This window comes from Kitasatospora sp. NPDC085895 (assembly GCF_040702125.1).
GTDB classification, from domain to species: Bacteria; Actinomycetota; Actinomycetes; order Streptomycetales; family Streptomycetaceae; genus Kitasatospora; species Kitasatospora arboriphila.
Window position 1 is genome coordinate 63,664 of the sequence record NZ_JBFBJY010000023.1, and the last position, 19,338, is coordinate 83,001.

Here is a 19,338-nt window from a genome sequence, read left to right on the forward strand (position 1 = left end):
CGTACGGCACGGCCCTGGCGGGATTGGAGCAACCGTGCTTCTCGGACTCGCCACCGCGCTCGCGGCGGCCGTGTGCTTCGGCTTCGCCTGCGTGTTCCAGGCCCGCGGCGCGCGGGCCGCGCCGACCGCGGACCGGGTGCGGCCGGGTCTGCTCGTCCGGCTCGCCCGTTCGGGCCCGTTCCTGCTGGGCACCGGGCTCGATGTCGCCGGTTTCGCGCTGAGCATCGTCGCCCTGCGCACCATGCCCCTCTTCTTCGTGCAGGCGGTGACCAACGCCGGGCTCGCCGTCACGGCGGGCGCCGCCGTCTGGCTGCTGGGCGCCCGGCTGCACCGGAGCGACCCGGCCGGGATCGCGGCGGTCGTCGCGGGGCTGACGCTGCTGGCCTTCGCGTCCGGCCCGGACGGCCGCAACCACGCCGGTCCGGTCTTCCACGCGGCGCTGCTCGCCGCGACGATCGCGATGCTGCTGCTCACCGTCCTGCTGGCGCGGCGCCGGGGCACCGCGGCGGCGGCCGCGCTGGGTGTGCTGAGCGGTGTCGGTTTCGGCATCACCAGTCTGGCGGTGCGCGTGCTCGACGTGTCGGGCCCGGCCGCGGTGCTCGCGGATCCGGCGACGTACGCGCTGGTCCTCGGCGGGCTCGGCGGTTACCTGGCGTTCGCGCTGGCGCTGCAGCGCGGCAGTGTGACGGCGGCGACCGCCGCGGGCACGGTCGCGGAGACCTTCGGCCCGGCGCTGGTCGGGGTGCTCGCGCTCGGCGACCAGGCCCGGCCGGGGGCCGGCTGGGCCGCGCTGCTCGGCTTCACCGCCGCGGTCGGCGGCACCGTCGTCCTCGCCCGGTTCGGCGACGTCGAGGCGCCGCCCGACGCCCCGGACCCACCGGCCACCGACCCGCCGACGACGGACGCCCCGCCGACGGACCTGCCGGCCACCACCACCCTCCCCCGCACCGCAGACAGGTGACCCAGGTGAGCATCGACGACAGCACCGAGACCTTCTCCGCCCCGGCGGCGTCCGCCGACGGACGTGCCGCCCGGCCGGTCCGGCCGGTCGCCCTGATCACCGGCGCGTCCTCCGGGATCGGCGCGGCCACGGCCGACCGGCTGCACGCCATGGGGTGGTCGCTGCTGCTCTCCGGGACCGACGCCGGCCGGCTGCACACGGTCGCGGCGCGGACCGGCGGCCGGGTCCTGGCCGAGGACCTCAACGCCGCCGAGGGGCCCGGCCGGCTCGCCGAACGGGCCCTGGCCACGGCCGGCCGGGTGGACGCCCTCGTGGCCAGCGCCGGGATCGGCTGGCGCGGGCCGTTCTCCGCGATGCCGCCGGAGGTCCTCGCCGAGATGGTGACGGTCGACCTCGCGGCGCCGCTGCAGCTGTCCCGTGCCCTGCTGCCCGGCATGCTGGAACGCGGCCGCGGCCGGATCGTCCTGCTCGGGTCGATGGCCGGACAGGTCGGCGTGGGCGGCGAGGCCGCGTACGCCGCGGTGAAGGGCGGGCTGTCGCTGTTCGCCGAGAGCCTCTGGTACGAGCTTCGGGGCACCGGCGTCGGGGTCCGGATCATCCTGCCCGGCGTGGTCGACACCCCGTTCTTCGCCCGCCGCGGCACCCCGTTCCACCGCACCCGGCCCCGCCCGCTGCCGCCGGAGTCCATCGCGGACTCCATCGCCCGCACCATCACCGGCAACCGCAGCCGGGTGTTCGCCCCGCACTGGCTGGCACTGCCGGCCCGGCTGCACGGCGCCGCCCCGGGCGTGTTCCGGCGGCTGGCGGACCGGTTCGCGTGAGGGGCCCGGCGCGCATGGCGGCCGCGGTCGGTGCCACGGCCGTCGGCGTCGGGGTGCTGCACCTGGCGCCCGCGGTGACCCGGCTGCCGGCGGTCGGCCGCCTCGCCACCCGGCGCACCGCCGGCCACGGCGCCGCCGGGCACGTCGCGCTGACCTTCGACGACGGACCCGACCCGGCGAGCACGCCGGACTTCCTGGCGGCGCTGGACGCGCTCGGGGTGCGGGCGACCTTCTTCGTCCTCGGCAGCATGCTGGAGCGCTCCCCCGACCTCGGCCGCGAGCTCGTCCGCCGCGGCCACGAGGTCGGCGTGCACGGCTGGCACCACCGGCGTCCCCTCTACCCGCGGCCCGGCCGTGACCTCGCCGAACTGCGGGCCGCCGCCGCGGCCGTCACCGAGGTCTGCGGGGTCCCGCCCCGCTGGTACCGGCCGCCGTACGGGGTGCTGAGTTCGGGGCTCGCCGCCGCCGCGCACCGGCTGGGCCTGCGCACCGTGCTGTGGACGGCCTGCGGCCGGGACTGGACCGCCCACGCCTCCCCCGACTCGGTGTACCGCTCGCTCCGGCCCGGTCTGCGCGGCGGGGCGACGGTGCTGCTGCACGACTCGGACTGCACCTCCGCGCCGGGCTCCTGGCGGTCCGCGCTCGGCGCGCTGCCGGCCGTCGCCGACCGCTGCGCCGCCCTGGGCCTGGCCCTCGGTCCGCTGCGCGACCACGGGCTCGCCGCCTGAGCCGGGGCGGCCGGCGGTCAGGCCGCGGTCGCCAGGCCCACCCGGACGAGGGCGGCCTCGAAGGCGGTGCGCCAGGCGTCCGGGGTGGCGCTGGGGGAGGGCGCGGGGGCCGGGCGGCGGAGGGCGGCGAGGGCGTTGCGGGCGATCTCGTCGGGGCGGGCGGAGGTGACGTCGGCGTGGCCGAGCTCCAGTTCGTGCTGGAGGTTGTCGCGGCCGTGGCCCTGCACGGTGTCGAGCAGCAGCAGGCGGCGGCCGAGGGCGCGGGCCTCGCTGCAGGTGTCGCCGGAGCTGGTGACGACCAGGTCGGCGGCGGCCATCAGGGCGGGGATGCGGTCCGTCCAGCCGAAGGCGTGCACCCGGGGCTGCCGTTCCTCGGCGGCGCGCAGGCGGCGTTCCAGCGGGGGGTTGCGGCCGGCCACGGCGAGGACGTGCGGCCCGGCGTCGGCGATCGCCGCGGCGGTGCGGGCGAGCGGGCCGAGCCCCCAGGAGCCGGACATCAGCAGCACGCACGGCGCGCCCTCCGGGACGCCGAGCCCGGCGCGCGCCTCGGCGCGGCCGGGCGGCCGGTAGAACGGTTTGCGCAGCGGCGGCGGCACCACGGCGGTCGGTGCGTCGGGGCGGTAGCGGCGGACGGCGCAGGCCGCGACCTCGGAGGTGACCAGGAAGAGGTCGGTGCCGTCCTGGACCCACAGGCGGTGCGGGGTGACGTCGGTGCAGAACACGAAGTGCCGCATCCCGGGCCGTCCGGCGCGCAGGTCGTTGACGGCGGAGGTGGCGGTGGCGAAGACGGAGACCACCAGGTCGGGCCGGTGCCGGTCGAGGAGCATCCGGACCTGGCGGGTGAGGCGGGTGCGGGCGGCGGAGTCGGCGAGCAGGGCGAGCCGGCTGCCGGGGCGCAGGGCGGCGAAGTGGAAGGCGTCGTAGAGGCCGGGCAGGTCGTGCATGCGGCGGAAGACGGCTTCGCCGGCCCGGCCGGCGGTGCTGCCGAGGAGTGCCATGGCGTCGACGGTGCTGGTGGTCCAGCCGCGGGCGCGCAGGGTGTCGGCGCACGCCTCGGCCATGACGTCGTGGCCCTGGCCGATCGATCCGGAGATCAGCAGTGCGGTGGGCACGGTCGGCTCCGACCGGTTCAGCGGCCGGGCCGCGGCGGGGCGGGCGGGTCGTCCTGGGCACGGTGCCAGTCGACGTACCGGCTGACGCCGTCGGTGAAGCTGGTCTGCGGGGACCAGCCGAGCAGCCGCTTGGCACGGGCGGCGGAGATCCGGCGGGGGGTGTAGTCGGCGGGCCGGGCCTCGATGTGCTCGATGGCGACGGGGCCGAGCAGGCGGTCGACGGTGTCGGCGATCTGCCGGATCGAGACGGCGGTGGGGCCCTCCAGGGCGAAGGTCTCGTCCTGGGCGTCCGGGGAGAGGGCGTGCACGTGGGCGTCGGCGAGGTCCTCGACGTAGACGAAGTTGCGGGTCTGGCGGCCGTCGCCGGCGATGGTGATGGGGTCGTGCCGCAGGGCGGCCTTGACGAAGCGGGCGACGACGAGTTCGTCGCGCATCCGCGGCCCGTAGGGGATGCCGTAGCGGAGGATGGTGAAGTGCCGGCCGTACAGCTCGCGGTAGCTGTGGACGAGCATCTCGGCGGCGAGCTTGCTGGCGACGTAGAGGTGGCCGCTGCGTTCGAGGTCGACGGGGACGTGTTCGTCGAGTTCGCCGCCGTCGGGTCCGGGTTCGGTCTGGGCGGCGCCGTAGACCCAGACGGTGCTGGCGAGGACGGTGCGGCTGAGTCCGGCGAGGCGGGCGGCCTCCAGGACGGTCGCGGTGCCGTCGATGTTGACCCGGACGGCGCGAACGGGGTCGGCGGCGACCTTCTCGACGTCGGCCATGGCCGCGAGGTGGAAGACCACCTCGGCGCCGTTGAGGGCGGCGGTCAGGGCGGGCAGGTCGAGGACGTCGACCCGGGCGTGCTCGGCGGCGGGGTTGAGGTACTGGTCGGTGGTGTCCAGGACGAGCACGTCGTGGCCGGCGGTGACGAGCCGGTCGACGACGTGGGAGCCGATGAATCCACAGCCCCCGGTGACGGCTACGCGCATGGTGCCTCCTCCTTCATCGGGCCAGTCGGCGGTGGACGGCCGTGACGGCTTCGATCACCCGGGCGGTCTCGTCCTCGGTCATGTCGGAGTGGACGGGCAGGCAGATCTGGCGGGCGCAGACGTCCTCGGCGACCGGCAGCGGCGGGCCCTGGTAGGGGCCGAAGACGGGCTGGCGGTGCAGCGGCAGGTCGTAGACCTCGCCGGCGAGGCGGACGCCGAAGCCGTCGTGGACCTCGCGCTTGAAGCGGGCCCGGTCGGTGCCGGGCGGCAGCAGGGCGATGTACTTGTAGATGTTGCTGCGACAGCCGGGGGGTTCGGGCAGGGCGTCGAGGCCGGGGACTCCGGCCAGGGCGGCGTCGTAGCGGCGGGCGACCTCGCGGCGGGCCTCGACGAACTCCTTGAGGCGGCGCAGGTGGATCGTGCCGACGGCGGCGTTCAGCTCGCTGAGGCGCCAGGCGTAGCCCTGCCGGACGTGGTGGTTGGTGGTGAAGGAGCCCTTGCCCTGGTCGCGGTAGATCCGGGCCTCGTCGCGGACCTCGGACGAGCCGGTGAGGATCATGCCGCCCTCGCCGCTGGTGACGACCTTGGTCGGGTAGAAGGAGAAGGCTCCGCCGAGTCCGAAGCCGCCGGCGGCGCGGCCGTCGTAGCTGCTGCCGTGGGCGTGGGCGGCGTCCTCGACCAGGGCGATGCCGCGGGCGTCGCACAGGGCGCGCAGGGCGTCCGCCTCCGGGGTGATCAGGCCGCCGATGTGGACGAGGACGACGGCCGCGGTGTCCGGGGTGAGGGCGGCCTCCAGCGTGGCGGGGCTGAGGGCGAGGGTGGCGGGGTCGACGTCGGCCATCACGGGGTTGCCACCCGCGTGCAGGACGGCGGCGCCGGTGGCGTAGAAGGTGACGGCGGGGACGACGACGTCGCGGCCGCGGACACCGACGGTGCGCAGCAGCACCTCGAGGGCGGCGGTGCCGCTGGAGACGGCGACCGCGTGGGCGGCGCCGTGCTCGGCCGCGAAGGCCTCCTCGAACCGCTCCGTCCAGGGGCCGAGCGTCAGCGCGCCGGTGGCGAGGATCTCCTCGACCGCCTCGGCGACCGCCGCCTGGTCGGCCTCGTCGAACACGATGCGAGCCGCGGGTACCCCCACGTGACACCTCCAGCAGCCTGACGGGCAGCAGCCTGCCCGTCTTGGTCAGGGCATCTCAGGCTAAATCCGGCACAGCGGACAGGAGCCACCGGAGCGGGCCGGCCGGGCCGCGGCGCGCGGCCCGTGCCCGGGCGAACACCGGGACGGCGGACGGTCGGGCCGCCCGCGGCGGAGTGGTCGAGGTGCACGCCGGCGGTTCGTCCACCCGGGTGGCCGGGGTACCGCAGGGGGGTACCCCGGCGCGCCCGCAAGGGGTGCGAAGGCTGCGGCGGCCCGGGCCGCGGCGGGGCCGCCGATCAGGCGAGGCAGCGCAGCGGGGCTCCGCCGTTGCAGGCGATCATGTCGCGGAGCACGGGCGGGATCGCCAGGCGCTCGCCGCGGACGCCGCCGGCGAGGTCGTGGTAGGCGCGGTGCAGGTTGGCCACCAGCCGCTCCGACTCGGGCAGGTCGGCGAACTCGCCGAGGTCGGCGTCCTGGGCGACCTGCAGCGGGGTGAGCCCGGCGGCCCGGCCCTCCTGGGCGAGCCGCAGGACGAGGCGCAGGTAGCGGAGGTTGGTGGCGATGACGGAGGCGTCCTGGACGGGGCCGTGGCCGCTGACGACCACGGCGGGGTCGAGCGCGGCGAGTTGCTCCAGGGTCTCGATGCAGCCGGTCACCGAGCCCATCATCACGAAGGGGGTCGTCCCGCTGAAGGTGAGGTCGCCGGCGAACAGCACCCGCGTGTCGGGCAGCCAGACCACGAGGTCGCCGGTGGTGTGGGCGGGGCCGTAGTGGACGAGTTCCACCGGACGGTCGTCGAGGTGGAGGGTGAGCCGGTCCCGGAAGGTCACGTCGGGCTCCATCGGCCGCACGGCGCCCCACTGCACCTCGGGCCAGATCACCGGCAGGTTGAGGCCGTCGAGCAGGTTGGCGGAGCGCGCCTCCTCGTGGGCGATGACGGTGGCCTGCGGCGTGAACAGGCTGGCCCCGTAGTGGTGGTCGCCGTGGTGGTGGGTGATGACGACCCGGGTGACGGGGTGCGGGGTGAGCTCGGCCACCGCGGCCTTGAGGCCGAGGGCGCGGCGCTCGGTCGCGGTGCAGTCGACGAGGGTGGTGGAGCGGCGTCCGGCGAGCACGCCGGCGTTGCTGACGCACCATCCGCTGTGCGACTGGAGGTAGACGTGGACGCCGTCCTCGATCTCCACGAGGCGTACGGTGTCCTGGGACAGGTCGTGCGGTGCGTGCGGCATGGGCCCCCCGGCTGGCTGGCCGCCGCTGCCGGTCGGTCGCGGCGGCGATCAAACGTTGACCGGCCATTGTGTCCGCGCCCGCACTGCATCAAGCTATGACCTGCATCACAGCTTGTCGGATCATATGATTTATCGGTCGTCCTCAAAGGACGGCCCCCGGCGGCCGGTCCGGCTCAGCAGGAGCCCTCCGCCGCGGCGGCCTCCGCGACCCGGTCGCCCACCCAGGCCAGGAAGGCCCGCACATCGGCCGCAGGCAGCGGGCGGGCCTCGGTGCGGGGCCGGTCGAAACTCTCCAGCGCCGCACCGACCAGCGCACGGAAGCCCTCCTCGGCCGCGGCGACCTCCCGCCCGGCCCGGCGCTTGGACAGCCAGTGTCCGGTCCGGCAGAACTCCGCGGCGCGGCAGCCGTTCAGCACCCGGTTGTCCGCCAAGTGGCCCTCGCCCTCGGCGTGTTCACGCACCGAGGCGGCGAGCGCGGCGAGCACCTCGGCCCGCGCCGGAGCGGCGATCGCCTCCGCTGCCGGTCGGCCGAACAGCGCCAGGCCCGACCCGTGGGCGACGGCACGGTCGACGGTGTACCAGAACGCCGTCGCCCCGGCGGGGTCGAAGCTCGCCCGGTCGGGCAGCAGCGGGCCGGTGTTGAGGTCCAGCAGGTACCCGGCCCCGCCGGACGGCCGGCGCACGGAGTCCTCGCCGTAGACCACCAGTTCCAGCCCGGCCGCCGGACACCGCAGCCCCGGGTGCGACAGCACGGCGGCCAGCTCCCGCAGCGCCGCGGCCGGCAGCGCGGGATCCACCACCACGGCGACGTCCACGTCGCTGCGCCCGCGCCGGTAGTCCCCGAGCGCGACCGACCCGACCGCGTACACGCCGATCAGCCGCGGCCCGCACACCGCCCGGGTGCGGCGCACCAGTTCGTCGAGGTAGGGCCGCAGCTCGGCCGGGACACCCCGGCCGTCGGAAGGATCGGTCATCCGCCCAGTCTCCCCCCGCCGGGACTGGTCCGAGGGCACCGGGGAGGTCACGTCAGGGGCGCGTGGGGCCACCTGGTGTGATCACCCACGCGCCTTGAGACGCGTCCTACCGCCCGGCCTCGGCGGCCAGGCGGTCGCCGAGGGCGGCGAGGACTCCGGCGGCCTCCGGCAGTCCGGCGCGTTCGCAGCGGCGGACGCCCTCGGCCAGCCGGGCGCGGGCGGCGTCGGTGCGGCCGAGGCTGCGGCCCTCGATCAGGGCTGCCATCCGCAGGGCCTCGGCGCGCGGCTCCTCGCCGTCCGCGCCACCGGCCTCGTGGGCGGCGACGGCCGCCTCCGCGGCGGCCAGACCCTCCTCGGCCCGGTCGGTGAAGGCGTAGCAGCGGGCCCGCTCGTAGTGGCCCTGGCCGCGCTGGTACCAGGAGGTGACGGGGTGGCCGTCGGCCTCGGTGAGCGCGACGACCTCGTCGGCCTCGTCGAGCCGGGCCAGCGCCTCGTCCAGGCCCTCCTCGCCGCGGGCCTGCACGGTGAGCCGGGCCAGCTGCTGCAGCATGCCGCAGACCTGGTCGGCGCGGGGTGCGACCGCGTGCGCGGCGAGAGCGCGGGTGCGGGCGGTGTCGGCGGCCTCCCAGCGGCCGGCCTCGGCGAGGGCGACGGTGGCCTCGCAGGCGACCATGGTGTGGATGTCCTGGCCGTCCTCCCAGCCGGCGGCCTCGTCGGCGAGCAGCAGGTAGTGCTCGGCGGCCTCCCGGTACTCCTCCAGTCCGAGCAGGCCGCGGGCCAGGTCGAGCCGGACCTGCGCCCGGGCCCGCCCGTCGAAGCCGTCCGCGCCGGTCTCCAGCAGCAGCGACTCCAGGACGGCGACCGCGTCGCCGGGCCGGCCGCTGTCGCGCAGCACCGAGGCGAGCTGCATCCGGGCGCCCGCCGCGTCCTCCGCCTTGCCGGCGCGGTCGAAGCGGTCGGCGGCCTCGGTGAGCGCGCGGACGGCGCCGGCCGCGTCGCCGGTGTGCTCGCAGGCGTGGCCGAGCATCGCGTAGGTCGGGCCGTACGGGAAGGAGGTGTCGTGCCAGCGGACGGCCTCGGCGACCGCCCGCTGCAGGACCTCGGCCGCGCGGGCGTGCTCGCCGGTCATCAGCTCGATCTGGCCGAGCAGGCCGAGCGGGCGGGGGGTGCGCCAGGACAGCCCACCGCGCTCCAACTGCTCGATCGAGGTCTCCAGTCCCTCGCGCGCCTCGGCCATCCGGCCCTGCCGGGCGGCGATGTCGGCGGCGTACTGGCGGGCGGCGGCGATGCGCAGCGGCAGGCCGAGTTCGGTGGCCCCGGTGCGGTAGGCGTCGAGCAGCCGGCCGAAGCGGGCGGCCACCTCGGTGGGCGGTTCCGGCAGGGCGGCGACCAGTTCCTGGTAGGCGGCGAAGGTGAGGCTGTGCACCACGGCCAGCCGGTCCTCGGCGGCGTCCCCGCCCTGTCCCTCGCCGGTTCGCGGGGCCGCGGCGGCGAGTTCGTCGGCGCGGCGCAGTGCCTCGTCGAGCGCGGGCCAGTCGGGGGCGGCGCCGTCCTCCTCGCCGAGGTGGGCGACGGCGGCGCGGGTGCGCATCACCAGGGCGCGGATCGGCAGTCCGGCGCTCTCGTACAGCTCGGCGGCGGTGAGCAGTTCGGTGCGGGCGGTCTGCCAGTCGTCGGCCTCGAAGGCGTGCTGGGCGCGGTGGTCGGCGAGGTTGCCCTGCAGCCGTTCCGCGGGGCCGAGTTCCGGGTGGTCGGGGTGGACGTGGTCGTCGGTGGCGACGACGGTGGTGATCCGGGCCCACAGCGCGTCGGCGTCGGGGTGGTCGGTCCGGTCGAGTTCGCGGGCGCGCAGCACCAGGGCGACGAAGTCCTCGGGGACGGGCTCGGCCGTGGACCGGACCACCGGGGCGACGGCCGGTGCGGGCACCTGGCCGGCCGCCCGCACGCCGAGGGCGAGCGGCCGGTCGAGCAGCGGGGTGCGGGCGAGACGGGCCCGGCGGTGGTCGCCGACCGCGGTGGTGCCGTTGCGGGCGTCGAAGCGGGCGGCCGACTGCTCGGCCTCGGCCGCGACGTGGGCGTGCAGCGTGTCGACCGTCCAGTTCCGCCCGGCGGGGCCGGCGGCGGGCAGGTCGCCGTGGCCGAGGGCGGCGAGCCGGGCGGTGAGCACCTCGACGCCGACGAGGAAGCCCAGCCGGGCCAGCGGGTCGCCGTGCCCGTCGAAGAGGCCTCGGTTCTCCGCGAGGATCTCCAGACCGCGCGGTTCGTTGCCCGAGAGCGCGCAGAACTCCAGGTGCAGGCCGATCTGGCTCGCCGTGCTGGACTTGCCGCGGGCACCGCGGTAGCCGACCAGGTGGCTGGAGCGGGCCTCGTCGAGCCTGCCCTCGCGCAGCAGCGGCAGCAGGGCCCAGGCGTGGCTGGTCCACGGCTCCTCGGAGCAGGTGCTCTCGCCGCCGAGCACGGGCTGCCACTCCCGCAGGGCGCGGGCGTCGTCGCCGCGGGCGGCGTGGTGGCGGGCCCGGGCGCGGATCTCGCAGGCGGTGCAGTCGCTCATCTGCGAGCGCGGCCGGGTCGCCCACAGGTCGAAGGCGTCGTCGGCGGCGTCACCGGTGTGCGCCGCGAGGTGGTACCGCTGCGCGTAGTACGGCTGCAGGCCGTGGCCGGCGGCGGTGTAGCGGCTGCGCATCTCGTCGTGCCAGCGCCGGATCGCGTCCAGCGGCACGTCCGGGGTGGAGAGCAGCGCGGAGGCGACCCACTTGAACCGCCAGAACACCTGGAGGCGGGCCCACTCGTTGAAGTCGTCGGGGTGGGTGTCCCAGAGCTTGAGGATCCGGGCGAAGACGACGGGGGCCTTGCGGGCCTCGCCGTCGTACTCGTAGGCCTCCATCAGGTCCATCAGGGCGAGCACCTGCAGCTCGCGGTGGTCGGGGAACTGCTCGGCGGCCTCGGCGAGTTCCTCGGCGGTGACGGTGCGCGAACGGCCGTAGGGGCGGGCGTCGTTGGCGCGCAGCGCCTCGGTGAGCGCCTCGGGGGTGTCCGTCATCAGGACTCCTTCTGCGGGTCGGCGGCGTCGCGGCCGAGCATGGCGTGGTCGAGCAGTCCGAGGAACGACCGGTTGAGCAGGGCGCTCTCGCCCGCGGTCAGCGGGCGGCGGGTGAGCAGCACGGCCTGCCCGTAGAGGGCCTCGGCGGCGATCACCGCGAGCTCCTTGCCGGTGATGGTGGCGGCGCGGCGCACCAGCGGGTTGAGGTGGTTGAGGACGAGCTGTGCGCGCGGCACCTCGGCGCGCAGCGAGCCGAGGATGTCCGCCCACAGGCCGTCGGCCTCGTCGGCGAGGCGGGCCCGGGTGCGCTCGTGCCGGGCCTCGCGGTTGTCGAGCAGCAGGGCCGGCGCGCTGGCGGGGTGGAAGCTGCGCAGCGCGACGTCGCAGTCGAAGCGGCCGACGACCTCGCGGGCGGTGGCGAGGAAGGCGGCGGCGGCGAGTTCGGCGGACGGGTCTACGGTGTCCAGGTGGGCGGTGACGGTGCCCGGGTCGAGGTCGGCGACGGAGGTGCCGGGCCGGATCTCGGGCAGCCGGTGCACGAGGTCGCTGTCGTAGGTGTAGCCGCCGTTGACGACGCCGAGGCCGGCGGCGCCGGCGATCGGCGCGACCTGGCGGAACTCCTCGACGGTGCGGGCGACCAGGATCACCGGGTGGGCGCGGGCGAACTCGTCGAGGGTGACGTTGCCGTCGGTGGTCTCGAAGGGCAGCCAGGGCAGCAGCATCCGCAGCAGCTCGTCGTCGTAGCGGGCGAGCGCCTTGACGGCCAGGTGGTGGACGCCGATGAACCGGTGCAGCAGCGCCGGGTCGCTGGCGGACAGGCCGGTCAGCCAGTCGCGGATCCTGGCGCCGCAGGCCTCGCGGACGGCGGCGAGCGTCTCGTCGGCGTACAGGCCCTCGCGGGAGGCCGTGGGGCGCAGGCCGTCGGCGTCGACGACGCAGCGGACGAAGAACGCCCAGTCCGGCAGCAGGTCGTCGGCCTGGTCGGAGACCAGCATGCCCTTGAGGTGGACGCGGTGGCCGGCCCGGCGCGAGGGCGGCGCGGCGTCGGGCAGCACGTAGGCGGCGCCGCGCAGGCCGACCAGCGGCAGGTCGAGCTCGATGGTGTCGAGCGGGGTGAAGTCGAAGGTGTCCCGGCAGTAGGCGGTCAGCGCCTCGCGGCGGGCGAGCGGGGAGCCGTGCCGGACGTCCCAGGGAGCGGGGGCGTCGATCCGGGTGGCGGTGCCGCGGGCATCGGTGACGGTGACCTCGTGGCGCAGCAGGCTGCCGTAGTGGCGGGCGAGTTCGACGACCTGGTCGTGGCGGGTCCACCGGGCGGCGTCGGGGCGCGGGGTGAGGTGCACGGTGGTGCCGGGCTCGGGCTTCGCCGACGCGGGCAGGGTGGTGATGGTGTAGCGGCCGTCGGAGTGGCCGCGCCACTCGACGACGGGGGCGTCGGGGCTCTTGGCGGAGCGGCTGACGACGGTGATCTCGTCGGCGACGACGAAGCAGGCGAGCAGGCCGATGCCGAACTGGCCGATGAAGTCGCTGCGGGCCGCCGCCAGGCCGGAGTTGTCGAGGCCGCCGTCGGCGGTGCGCTTGGAGCTGCGGCCGATGGTCGCGAGGAAGGTGTGCACGTCGGCCTCGGTGAGGCCGATGCCGGTGTCGGTGACGGTCAGGTCGCCGTCGGCCCGGACGGTGATCCGGGCGGGGGCGGACGGGTCGGCGGCGCGGCGGGCGGAGATGGCGTCGACCGCGTTCTGCAGCAGCTCGCGCAGGTACACCCGGGGGCTGGAGTAGAGGTGGTGGGAGAGCAGGTCCACCAGGCCGCGCAGGTCGACCTGGAAGGTGTGCGCGGTCGGCGTGGCGGCGCCGGGGCCGGCGCTGCCGGCGGCGGCGGTCTTCGGGTCGCGGGGGGTGCTGTCGGTTGACACCGGGTCGGGGCTCTTTCGGTTCGGCGGCGGTGGGATCGGGTGCCTGCGGCGGGTGCCGGCGGCGCGGGTCGGCGGCGGGTCAGCGCCCGGCGCGGGCGGCGGCCGTCCGACAGGTCCGGAAGGCCTGGACGGGGTCGGCGTCGAGGTAGGCCCAGGGGAACTCGGTCACCGTGTCGCCGAGCTCGCCGAACAGCAGGTTCGCCGTCGCCGGCTGCCCCGCCATCGAGAAGGCCATCGCGAAGGTGTTGTGCGCGCTGCGCCAGCCGCGCCCGCGGACGTACGCCGGGTGCAGCACGGACCGCTCGGCGGCCTCGTGCAGCTGGTCCCTGACGGCCTGCCGGGTGATGTACGCACGGTCGTCACCGCTGTCGAGGTCGAGCCAGTGCTCGACGTGGGCGAGCGCGACCAGTTCGCCGAGCGGGCTGCCCTCCGGCGCGGCGAGCATCGACGTCCGGGCGAAGTCGTGCATCTCCTCGTGCGAGCCGCCCCACTTGCGGCAGAGCTGCTGCAGCCGCTGGCGGTGCGAGCCGAGGTGGTCGGGGCGGCGGCGCAGCGCGGCCTCGAAGCGGTGCCGGGCGACGTCCGGGCCGAGGGAGGCGCCGCGGGCGCTGATCTGCAGGAAGTACCAGGGCGCGAGCCAGGTGGGCTCGCGCTCGGCGACGGCGTACAGCAGCTCCTCGGCCTGCTCCAGCCGCTCCCCGAACAGCTGCCACTGCTCGCGGCTGACGTGCTGGGCACGGGCTGCCGTCCGTGCCTCCCACGCCCAGGAGACCTGGCGGGCGCCGGCGAGCAGCAGCGGCAGGGCCGAGTCCGGCTCGGCGGCGACCGCCTCGGCCAGCCAGCTCTCGCTGCCGGTGGTCTCGGCGAGCTGGGCGATCAGCCACGTCAGGTCCGCCTCGTCCTCGACGGTGCCGAGGCCGGCGCGGACCGCCTGCCAGTCGCCGACGGCGGCCCGGGCCTGCAGGCCGCGGAGCTCCTCCTCGCCGTAGGCCGGGTCGACGGCGGGTCCGGCTCCCCCACCGCCGGACCGGCGTCCCAGCAGCCGTCCGAGAATCGACATGGCGGCAGCCCCCTCCGTGCCGCCGGCCCCGTCCGGCCGCGGCACACGTTCGTGTCCACAGGTGCTTCTGCACAGGTGAGTGGGCCGTGTACGACGATCACTCGAACGGAGTACATATCACGTGGGGGCGACAGCACGGCAGTCCATTACCGGCGGCGATCGGACCATGGCTGTCCGCTCGCCGCCGGACGGGCCGCTCGGGCCGGACGGGCCGGGGCCGCCGGGGTCGGACGGCCGGGCACCGCGGCGCGTGGCCGAGCGGCCGACCGGCCCGTGGGACAGCTCGGTGGCGGCTCGTCAGCGGCCGGAGGGGCGGCGGCCCGGGCGGGTGCGGCGCAGCAGGGCCGCGAGCCGGCCGGGCCTGCGCCGGGGGCGGCCGGGCTGCGGGTGGAAGGGCCCGGTGCCCGTCCCGGCGCCTCCCCGGGGCGCGCCGGGGAGGGCCACGGGTGCCCGGCGCTCGGCCTGCGCGAGGATCTCGACGTGGGTGTCGCGCCCGCTCGGGTGGTACGCCTCCTCGTAGGCCGCGACAGCGGCCCGGACGGCCGCGCCGGCGAGTCCACGGCGGCGGACGAGGACGGCGAGCCCGCCGGAACACCCCATCAGCACGGCCAGCACCACGGCGGTCAGCAGGTACGGAACGAGGGCGGCCACGGGCCCGAGCCTATCGGGGCGGCTGTGCTCCCCGCCGGGCCTCCGAGGGCGACCGCAGCGCCTCCATGGGCTCCCGCAGCGCCTCCGCGCGACGGACGACCTCCTGGAGCCGGTCCGCCGTGAGGTGCCGCACCGCCCACAGCAGCTCGGCCACCCCGGCCGCCGGGTCGGGAGGGCCCTGCCTGGTCCTCGCAGGGCCAGGCTGCCGCCACCGCCGCCCGGCCATAATCGGCGGCATGAGCACTGCGACCGGCCTCAACGAGTTCCTGCGCAGCCGGCGGGCCCGGCTGCGGCCGCAGGACGTCGCCCTGCCCGAGTACGGGGGCGCCCGCCGGGTCGCCGGGCTGCGCCGCGAGGAGATCGCCCTGCTCGCCGGCGTCAGCGTGGACTACTACACGCGGATGGAACAGGGACGGGTGCCCAACCCGTCGGCCTCGGTGCTCGATTCCCTCGCCCGCGCGCTGCGGCTGGACGAGGACGAGACCCGGCACCTGCACCAGCTCGCCCGGCCGCGGCGCGGCGGCGCACCGGCGGCCGGCCACCCGCCGCGGCCGCAGCTCGTCCGGCCGATGCTGCGCCGGATGCTCGACCGGCTCGACGACTTCCCGGCCTTGGTGATGGGGCGGCGGATGGACGTCCTGGCCTGGAACCCGGCCGCGGGCGCCCTGCTCGGGGACTACGGCGCGCTCGACCCGGCCGAGCGGAACATCGCCCGGATCACCTTCCTCGCCCCGTCGTCCCGCGAGCTGTTCGCGGACTGGGCCGACTGCGCCCGCGAGAACGTCGCCTACCTCCACCTGGAGGCGGGACGGCACCCCGACGACCCGGTGCTGGCCCGGCTGATCGGTGAACTGTCCATGCGCAGCCAGGACTTCCGCCGGATGTGGGCCGAACACCCCGTCCGGGACAAGACCGCGGGCACGAAGCGGTTCCGCCATCCGCTGGTGGGCGGGCTCGAACTCGCCTACGAGACGCTGCGCGCGGCCGACGACCCCGGCCAGGCGCTCATCACCTACGCCGCCGAACCGGGCTCCGCGTCGGAGGACGCCCTGCGGATGCTGCTCGCCTGGTCCGCCCCGGCACCCCGCGAGGAAGACCCCGGCCCGGCGCGGGCCGCCGGAGCGGACGGACGGGGCGTCAGTGGGGCCCGCTAGCCTCTCGATCATGGAGAACCGGACGGAACGGCACAGCAACGGCGGGAACGCGGCGACGGAAGCCGCGGCGGGCGCGGGGGCGGCGGCCGAGGCGGCCGCGCGTCTGGAGGACCCGTCCCCCGAGGTCCGCGGCGCGGCGCTCGCCGCGCTGCGCGGTCTCGGGCCCGCCGCGCTGCCCGCCCTCGCCGCCGTCCTGCCGTTCCTCGGCGAGCGGCGCGAGGAGCATTCGGCCTGCCGGGTCCTGGAGGCGATGGGCCCGGCGGCCGTCCCCGAGCTGCTGGCCGTCCGGGCGGACGGTCCGGGCCGGCTGCGCCGGCACGCCCTCGCCCACCTCGGCGGCTGCGCCGGGCTCCCGGCCCGCGACCGGGCCGCGCTGGAGCGGCTGGTCCGCGTCAAGCTGCTGGACGACCTCCTCCCCGACGAGACGTGGGACTTCCATTGGGTGGCGGTGCCCGGCGACGGCTACGAGGCGGCGTTCGAGGCACTGGGCCTGCACGACCGGACCCCTGCCACCCTGGCGATGGGCCTCTCCGGCCGGGTGTACGACGAGGCGGTCGTGGCGCGGCCCGACGGCACCGATCTGACCGTCCATCGGGTCTTCGTCACGCCCGAGATCGCCGGCTGGCGGCTGTTCTTCGGCACCGTCCTGGTCAACTGCCCGGACGACGGGCGGCTGGAGCGGCTCGCCGAGGCCTGCGGGCAGGCGCACTACTACTTCCGCGACTGCTACGAGGACTGCCACCACTGGGCGATCGCCGAACGCGGCCGGGGCGTCGTCCGGTCCTTCCAGACCTACCGCGAGCCCGCCTGGACGGGCGAGCCGCTGCCGTGGGAGGAGCCGCAGACCGAGGACCCGCTGTGGGAGCCGGGCATGTTCGAACCGAACGCCTCGCTGGAGTCGGACTCGCGCGCCGTCGCGGAGCGGGTCACCGTCGACCCGGAGGACATCGACGGCGACACACCCATGACCGGCCACGGCTGGTTCGCACTGACGGCCCCCGGCGTCGGGCACGGGGTGTTCCCCGGGGTCCTGTCGATCTGACGGCCGGCGGAGTCGGCGGACCTGCCGGGCCGCCGCTGCCGGGAAGGCGTCGACCGCCGTCTCGAACTCCCGCTCCGGTGGCAGCGGTCCGCGACCGCAGGCCCCGATGACGCGCCGGCCCGGAGCAGCGGAGCAGGGCACTGCTCAGAGGCCGCGGGCGACGGCGGCGAGGACGGTCTCGACCGCGAATCCGGCCTCCTCGGCCGGGAGGTCGCGCAGCGGCCCGTCGACCAGCAGGGCGGAGAGGCCGTGCACGGCGGACCAGGCCGCGTACTCCGCGCCGGGCCGCCGGTCCGGCGGGAGCTCCCCGACCTGGACGAGCTCGTCGAGGCGGGCGGCGAGCAGGGTGTAGGGGTCGGTGCGGCCGGCCTCCGGGTCCGTCAGGGCGTGCTTGGCTCCATGCGCGGTGGCGCCGGAGAATGCGGTGCGGAACCAGCCGTGCTCGGTGCGGGCGAAGTCGACGTAGGCCCGGCCGATGGCCGCCAGTCCGGCCCAGGCGCGCGGGACGGGATCGTCGTCGGCGACCTCGGCCGTGCGCCGCACCATCAGCAGGCCCAGCTGCTCCATGCAGCGTACGGCGACGGCGGCCAGCAGGTCCTGGTGGTCGGCGAAGTGCCGGTAGGCGGCGTTGTGGGAGACGCCGGCCTCCCGGCTGACGGCGCGCAGCACCACGGCCGAGGGGCCGCCGGTGCGGGCGAGGGCGACTCCGGCGTCGATCAGCGCCTCGCGCAGATTCCCGTGGTGATATGTCCGATTCTCCAAGGTTTCACCGCTTTCCTAGCCAGATGTTGACATTGTCCACTTCGAGTGGAAACGTGTCAATCACCGCATGTTGTCACTGTCAACATGCACGGCGGATGGAGCCACCGATGCCCGCCCTCACCCCTCGCCGACGTCTCCTCGTGCTGGCCACGGTCTGTCTCGCGGCGTTCGCGATCAACCTCGACACGACGATCGTGAACGTCGCCCTGCCCGACCTCAGCCGGCAGCTCGACGCCACCACCCGCGACCTGCAGTGGGTGGTGGACGGCTACAACCTCGCCTTCGCCGCGCTGGTGCTCAGCGCCGGCTCGCTCGGCGACCGGTTCGGTCGCCGGCCCGCCCTGCTGCTCGGACTCGCCGGGTTCGCCGCGACCAGCACCGTCGGCAGCGCCGTCGGATCGCCCGGCGCGCTGGTGGCGGTCCGGTTCGCGATGGGCGCCTGTGCCGCGCTCATCTTCCCGACCACCCTGTCGATCATCACCAACACCTTCCCCGACCGCCGCTCCCGGGCCAAGGCGGTCGGCGTGTGGGGTGCCGTCACCGGTCTCGGCGTCGCGGTCGGCCCGGTGGTCGGCGGCGTGCTGCTGGCACACTTCGGCTGGCCCTCGGTGTTCCTCGCGCTGGTGCCGGTCGCCCTCCTCGCGCTGGTCGCCACCTGGCTCTGGGTGCCGGAGTCCAGCGACCCCGGCTCGGCCCGCCTCGACCTGCCCGGGCTCGCCGCCTCCTCGGCCGCCATCGGCGTCCTGGTCTACACGATCATCGAGGCGCCGGAGCGCGGCTGGGGCGCACCCGCCACCCTGGCCGGGTTCGCCGCCACGGCCGTGCTCACCGCGGCCTTCGTCCGGATCGAACGCGGCCGCGCCCACCCGATGATCGACCTGTCGCTCTTCCGCACCCCTGCCTTCTCGGCCGCCAGCGGCTCGGTCACCCTCGCGTTCTTCGCCCTCTTCGGCTTCATCTTCCTGGTGACCCAGTACTTCCAGTTCATCCGCGGGTACGGCACGCTCTCCACCGGCGTCCGCATCCTGCCGGTGGCCCTGACCATCGCGGTCGGCTCGCTCGGCGGTGTCGCCCTGGTCGCCCGGCTCGGCACCCGCGCCGTGGTCACCACGGGCCTGGTCCTGCTGGGCGTCTCCTTCGCCTGGATCGCCGCCTCGTCGGCCTTCGTGTCGTACGAGCGGATCGTGGGCCAGATGGTGCTGATCGGCCTCGGCCTCGGGCTCACCACCGCGCCGGCCACCGAGTCGATCCTGAGCGTGCTGCCGCCGGCCAAGGCCGGTGTCGGCTCCGCCGTCAACGACGCCACCCGCGAGGCGGGCGGCACCCTCGGCGTGGCCGTCCTCGGCTCCGTCTTCACCTCGCTCTACGCGAGCCGGCTCGCCGACACCGCCTTCTCCGGACTCCCGTCCCGGACGGCCACGTCGGCCGAGGACTCCGTCGCCTCCGCACTCGGCACGGCCTCGGGCCTCGGCCGGGCCGACCTGCTGACCGCCGTGCAGACCTCCTTCATGGACGCCTTCCACCTCGCCTGTCTGGTGGCCGCGGCGATCTGCCTCGTCGGCGCGGTCGGCGCCGGACTGGCGCTGCCCGGCCGGCTCCCGGTCCGGCCCGGCGGGCCGGGCGGCGGGCACGGGACGGCGGACGGCGACCACGGCGACCGCACCGGCCCCACGGACCGCGGTGCCACCGCCCCGGCACGGACGGCCCCGGCCGCCCCGCCGCCCCGCACCGCCGTCCGGGCGCGCGGTCGGACCGCCTGAGCACGGCACGCCCGGACCTGCAGCGCGC

Annotated in this window: 16 protein-coding genes; 6 read left to right on the top strand and 10 right to left on the bottom strand. The window is 76.2% G+C overall.

Annotated elements, in window-relative coordinates:
- Positions 1 to 34 precede the first annotated feature (34 nt).
- Genes AB0442_RS17275 through AB0442_RS17285 form a run of 3 tightly spaced genes read left to right on the top strand, consistent with a single transcriptional unit; the run spans position 35 to position 2,510 of the window.
- Complete coding sequence (locus AB0442_RS17275; RefSeq protein ID WP_366163676.1) at positions 35 to 961, top strand: hypothetical protein; 927 nt, start codon at positions 35 to 37, stop codon at positions 959 to 961.
- Between the two features lie 5 nt (positions 962 to 966).
- Complete coding sequence (locus AB0442_RS17280) at positions 967 to 1,782, top strand: SDR family NAD(P)-dependent oxidoreductase (RefSeq protein ID WP_366163678.1); 816 nt, start codon at positions 967 to 969, stop codon at positions 1,780 to 1,782.
- Positions 1,783 to 1,796: 14 nt separating this feature from the next.
- On the top strand, positions 1,797 to 2,510 hold the full coding sequence (locus AB0442_RS17285; RefSeq protein WP_366163679.1) for a polysaccharide deacetylase family protein: 714 nt from the start codon (positions 1,797 to 1,799) through the stop codon (positions 2,508 to 2,510).
- A gap of 17 nt (positions 2,511 to 2,527) precedes the next feature.
- On the opposite strand, the gene AB0442_RS17290 is transcribed toward AB0442_RS17285, so the two are convergent.
- The 9 genes from AB0442_RS17290 to AB0442_RS17330 form a co-directional block, all read right to left on the bottom strand.
- On the bottom strand, positions 2,528 to 3,622 hold the full coding sequence (locus tag AB0442_RS17290; RefSeq protein ID WP_366163680.1) for a hypothetical protein: 1,095 nt from the start codon (positions 3,620 to 3,622) through the stop codon (positions 2,528 to 2,530).
- 17 nt (positions 3,623 to 3,639) lie between these two features.
- Positions 3,640 to 4,590 carry an NAD-dependent epimerase/dehydratase family protein gene (locus AB0442_RS17295; protein WP_366163681.1) on the bottom strand — a complete coding sequence of 317 codons (951 nt, stop codon included), beginning with the start codon at positions 4,588 to 4,590 and terminating at the stop codon, positions 3,640 to 3,642.
- Positions 4,591 to 4,603: 13 nt separating this feature from the next.
- Positions 4,604 to 5,728 (bottom strand): DegT/DnrJ/EryC1/StrS aminotransferase family protein, encoded by a 1,125-nt coding sequence (locus AB0442_RS17300; protein WP_366163682.1) that lies wholly within the window; start codon positions 5,726 to 5,728, stop codon positions 4,604 to 4,606.
- A gap of 296 nt (positions 5,729 to 6,024) precedes the next feature.
- Positions 6,025 to 6,957, bottom strand: coding sequence for an MBL fold metallo-hydrolase (locus AB0442_RS17305; RefSeq protein ID WP_366163683.1), 933 nt, complete (start codon positions 6,955 to 6,957; stop codon positions 6,025 to 6,027).
- Between the two features lie 173 nt (positions 6,958 to 7,130).
- Positions 7,131 to 7,931: a nucleotidyltransferase domain-containing protein gene (locus tag AB0442_RS17310; protein ID WP_366163684.1), complete on the bottom strand. Its 801-nt coding sequence runs from the start codon at positions 7,929 to 7,931 to the stop codon at positions 7,131 to 7,133.
- A 106-nt stretch (positions 7,932 to 8,037) separates the two neighbouring features.
- Entirely contained in the window at positions 8,038 to 10,971 is a 2,934-nt protein-coding gene (locus AB0442_RS17315) for a hypothetical protein (protein WP_366163686.1), read from the bottom strand.
- Entirely contained in the window at positions 10,971 to 12,881 is a 1,911-nt protein-coding gene (locus AB0442_RS17320) for an HSP90 family protein (protein WP_366163688.1), read from the bottom strand. The genes AB0442_RS17315 and AB0442_RS17320 overlap by 1 nt, the downstream gene beginning before the upstream one ends.
- A gap of 79 nt (positions 12,882 to 12,960) precedes the next feature.
- On the bottom strand, positions 12,961 to 13,941 hold the full coding sequence (locus AB0442_RS17325; RefSeq protein WP_366163690.1) for a hypothetical protein: 981 nt from the start codon (positions 13,939 to 13,941) through the stop codon (positions 12,961 to 12,963).
- 297 nt (positions 13,942 to 14,238) lie between these two features.
- A complete protein-coding gene (locus AB0442_RS17330) occupies positions 14,239 to 14,592 on the bottom strand; it encodes a hypothetical protein (RefSeq protein WP_366163692.1) in 354 nt (117 codons plus the stop codon).
- Between the two features lie 236 nt (positions 14,593 to 14,828).
- Between AB0442_RS17330 and AB0442_RS17335 the strand changes: the two genes are divergently transcribed.
- Both AB0442_RS17335 and AB0442_RS17340 read left to right on the top strand, forming a co-directional pair.
- Entirely contained in the window at positions 14,829 to 15,746 is a 918-nt protein-coding gene (locus AB0442_RS17335) for a helix-turn-helix transcriptional regulator (RefSeq protein ID WP_366163694.1), read from the top strand.
- 10 nt (positions 15,747 to 15,756) lie between these two features.
- A complete protein-coding gene (locus AB0442_RS17340) occupies positions 15,757 to 16,788 on the top strand; it encodes a hypothetical protein (protein WP_366163696.1) in 1,032 nt (343 codons plus the stop codon).
- 144 nt (positions 16,789 to 16,932) lie between these two features.
- Here AB0442_RS17340 and AB0442_RS17345 read toward each other — a convergent pair whose 3' ends face one another.
- Positions 16,933 to 17,550: a TetR/AcrR family transcriptional regulator gene (locus AB0442_RS17345; RefSeq protein ID WP_366163698.1), complete on the bottom strand. Its 618-nt coding sequence runs from the start codon at positions 17,548 to 17,550 to the stop codon at positions 16,933 to 16,935.
- Positions 17,551 to 17,657: 107 nt separating this feature from the next.
- Between AB0442_RS17345 and AB0442_RS17350 the strand changes: the two genes are divergently transcribed.
- Positions 17,658 to 19,310 (top strand): MFS transporter, encoded by a 1,653-nt coding sequence (locus tag AB0442_RS17350; RefSeq protein WP_366163700.1) that lies wholly within the window; start codon positions 17,658 to 17,660, stop codon positions 19,308 to 19,310.
- Positions 19,311 to 19,338 lie beyond the last annotated feature (28 nt).

Bases quoted from the DNA above. Each gene is read 5' to 3' on its own strand.
- AB0442_RS17285 (WP_366163679.1), top strand. From the start codon at position 1,797: ATGGCGGCCGCGGTCGGTGCCACGGCCGTCGGCGTCGGGGTGCTGCAC.
- AB0442_RS17295 (WP_366163681.1), bottom strand. From the start codon at position 4,590: ATGCGCGTAGCCGTCACCGGGGGCTGTGGATTCATCGGCTCCCACGTC.
- AB0442_RS17305 (WP_366163683.1), bottom strand. From the start codon at position 6,957: ATGCCGCACGCACCGCACGACCTGTCCCAGGACACCGTACGCCTCGTG.
- AB0442_RS17310 (WP_366163684.1), bottom strand. From the start codon at position 7,931: ATGACCGATCCTTCCGACGGCCGGGGTGTCCCGGCCGAGCTGCGGCCC.
- AB0442_RS17315 (WP_366163686.1), bottom strand. From the start codon at position 10,971: ATGACGGACACCCCCGAGGCGCTCACCGAGGCGCTGCGCGCCAACGAC.
- AB0442_RS17325 (WP_366163690.1), bottom strand. From the start codon at position 13,941: ATGTCGATTCTCGGACGGCTGCTGGGACGCCGGTCCGGCGGTGGGGGA.
- AB0442_RS17335 (WP_366163694.1), top strand. From the start codon at position 14,829: ATGAGCACTGCGACCGGCCTCAACGAGTTCCTGCGCAGCCGGCGGGCC.
- AB0442_RS17340 (WP_366163696.1), top strand. From the start codon at position 15,757: ATGGAGAACCGGACGGAACGGCACAGCAACGGCGGGAACGCGGCGACG.
- AB0442_RS17350 (WP_366163700.1), top strand. From the start codon at position 17,658: ATGCCCGCCCTCACCCCTCGCCGACGTCTCCTCGTGCTGGCCACGGTC.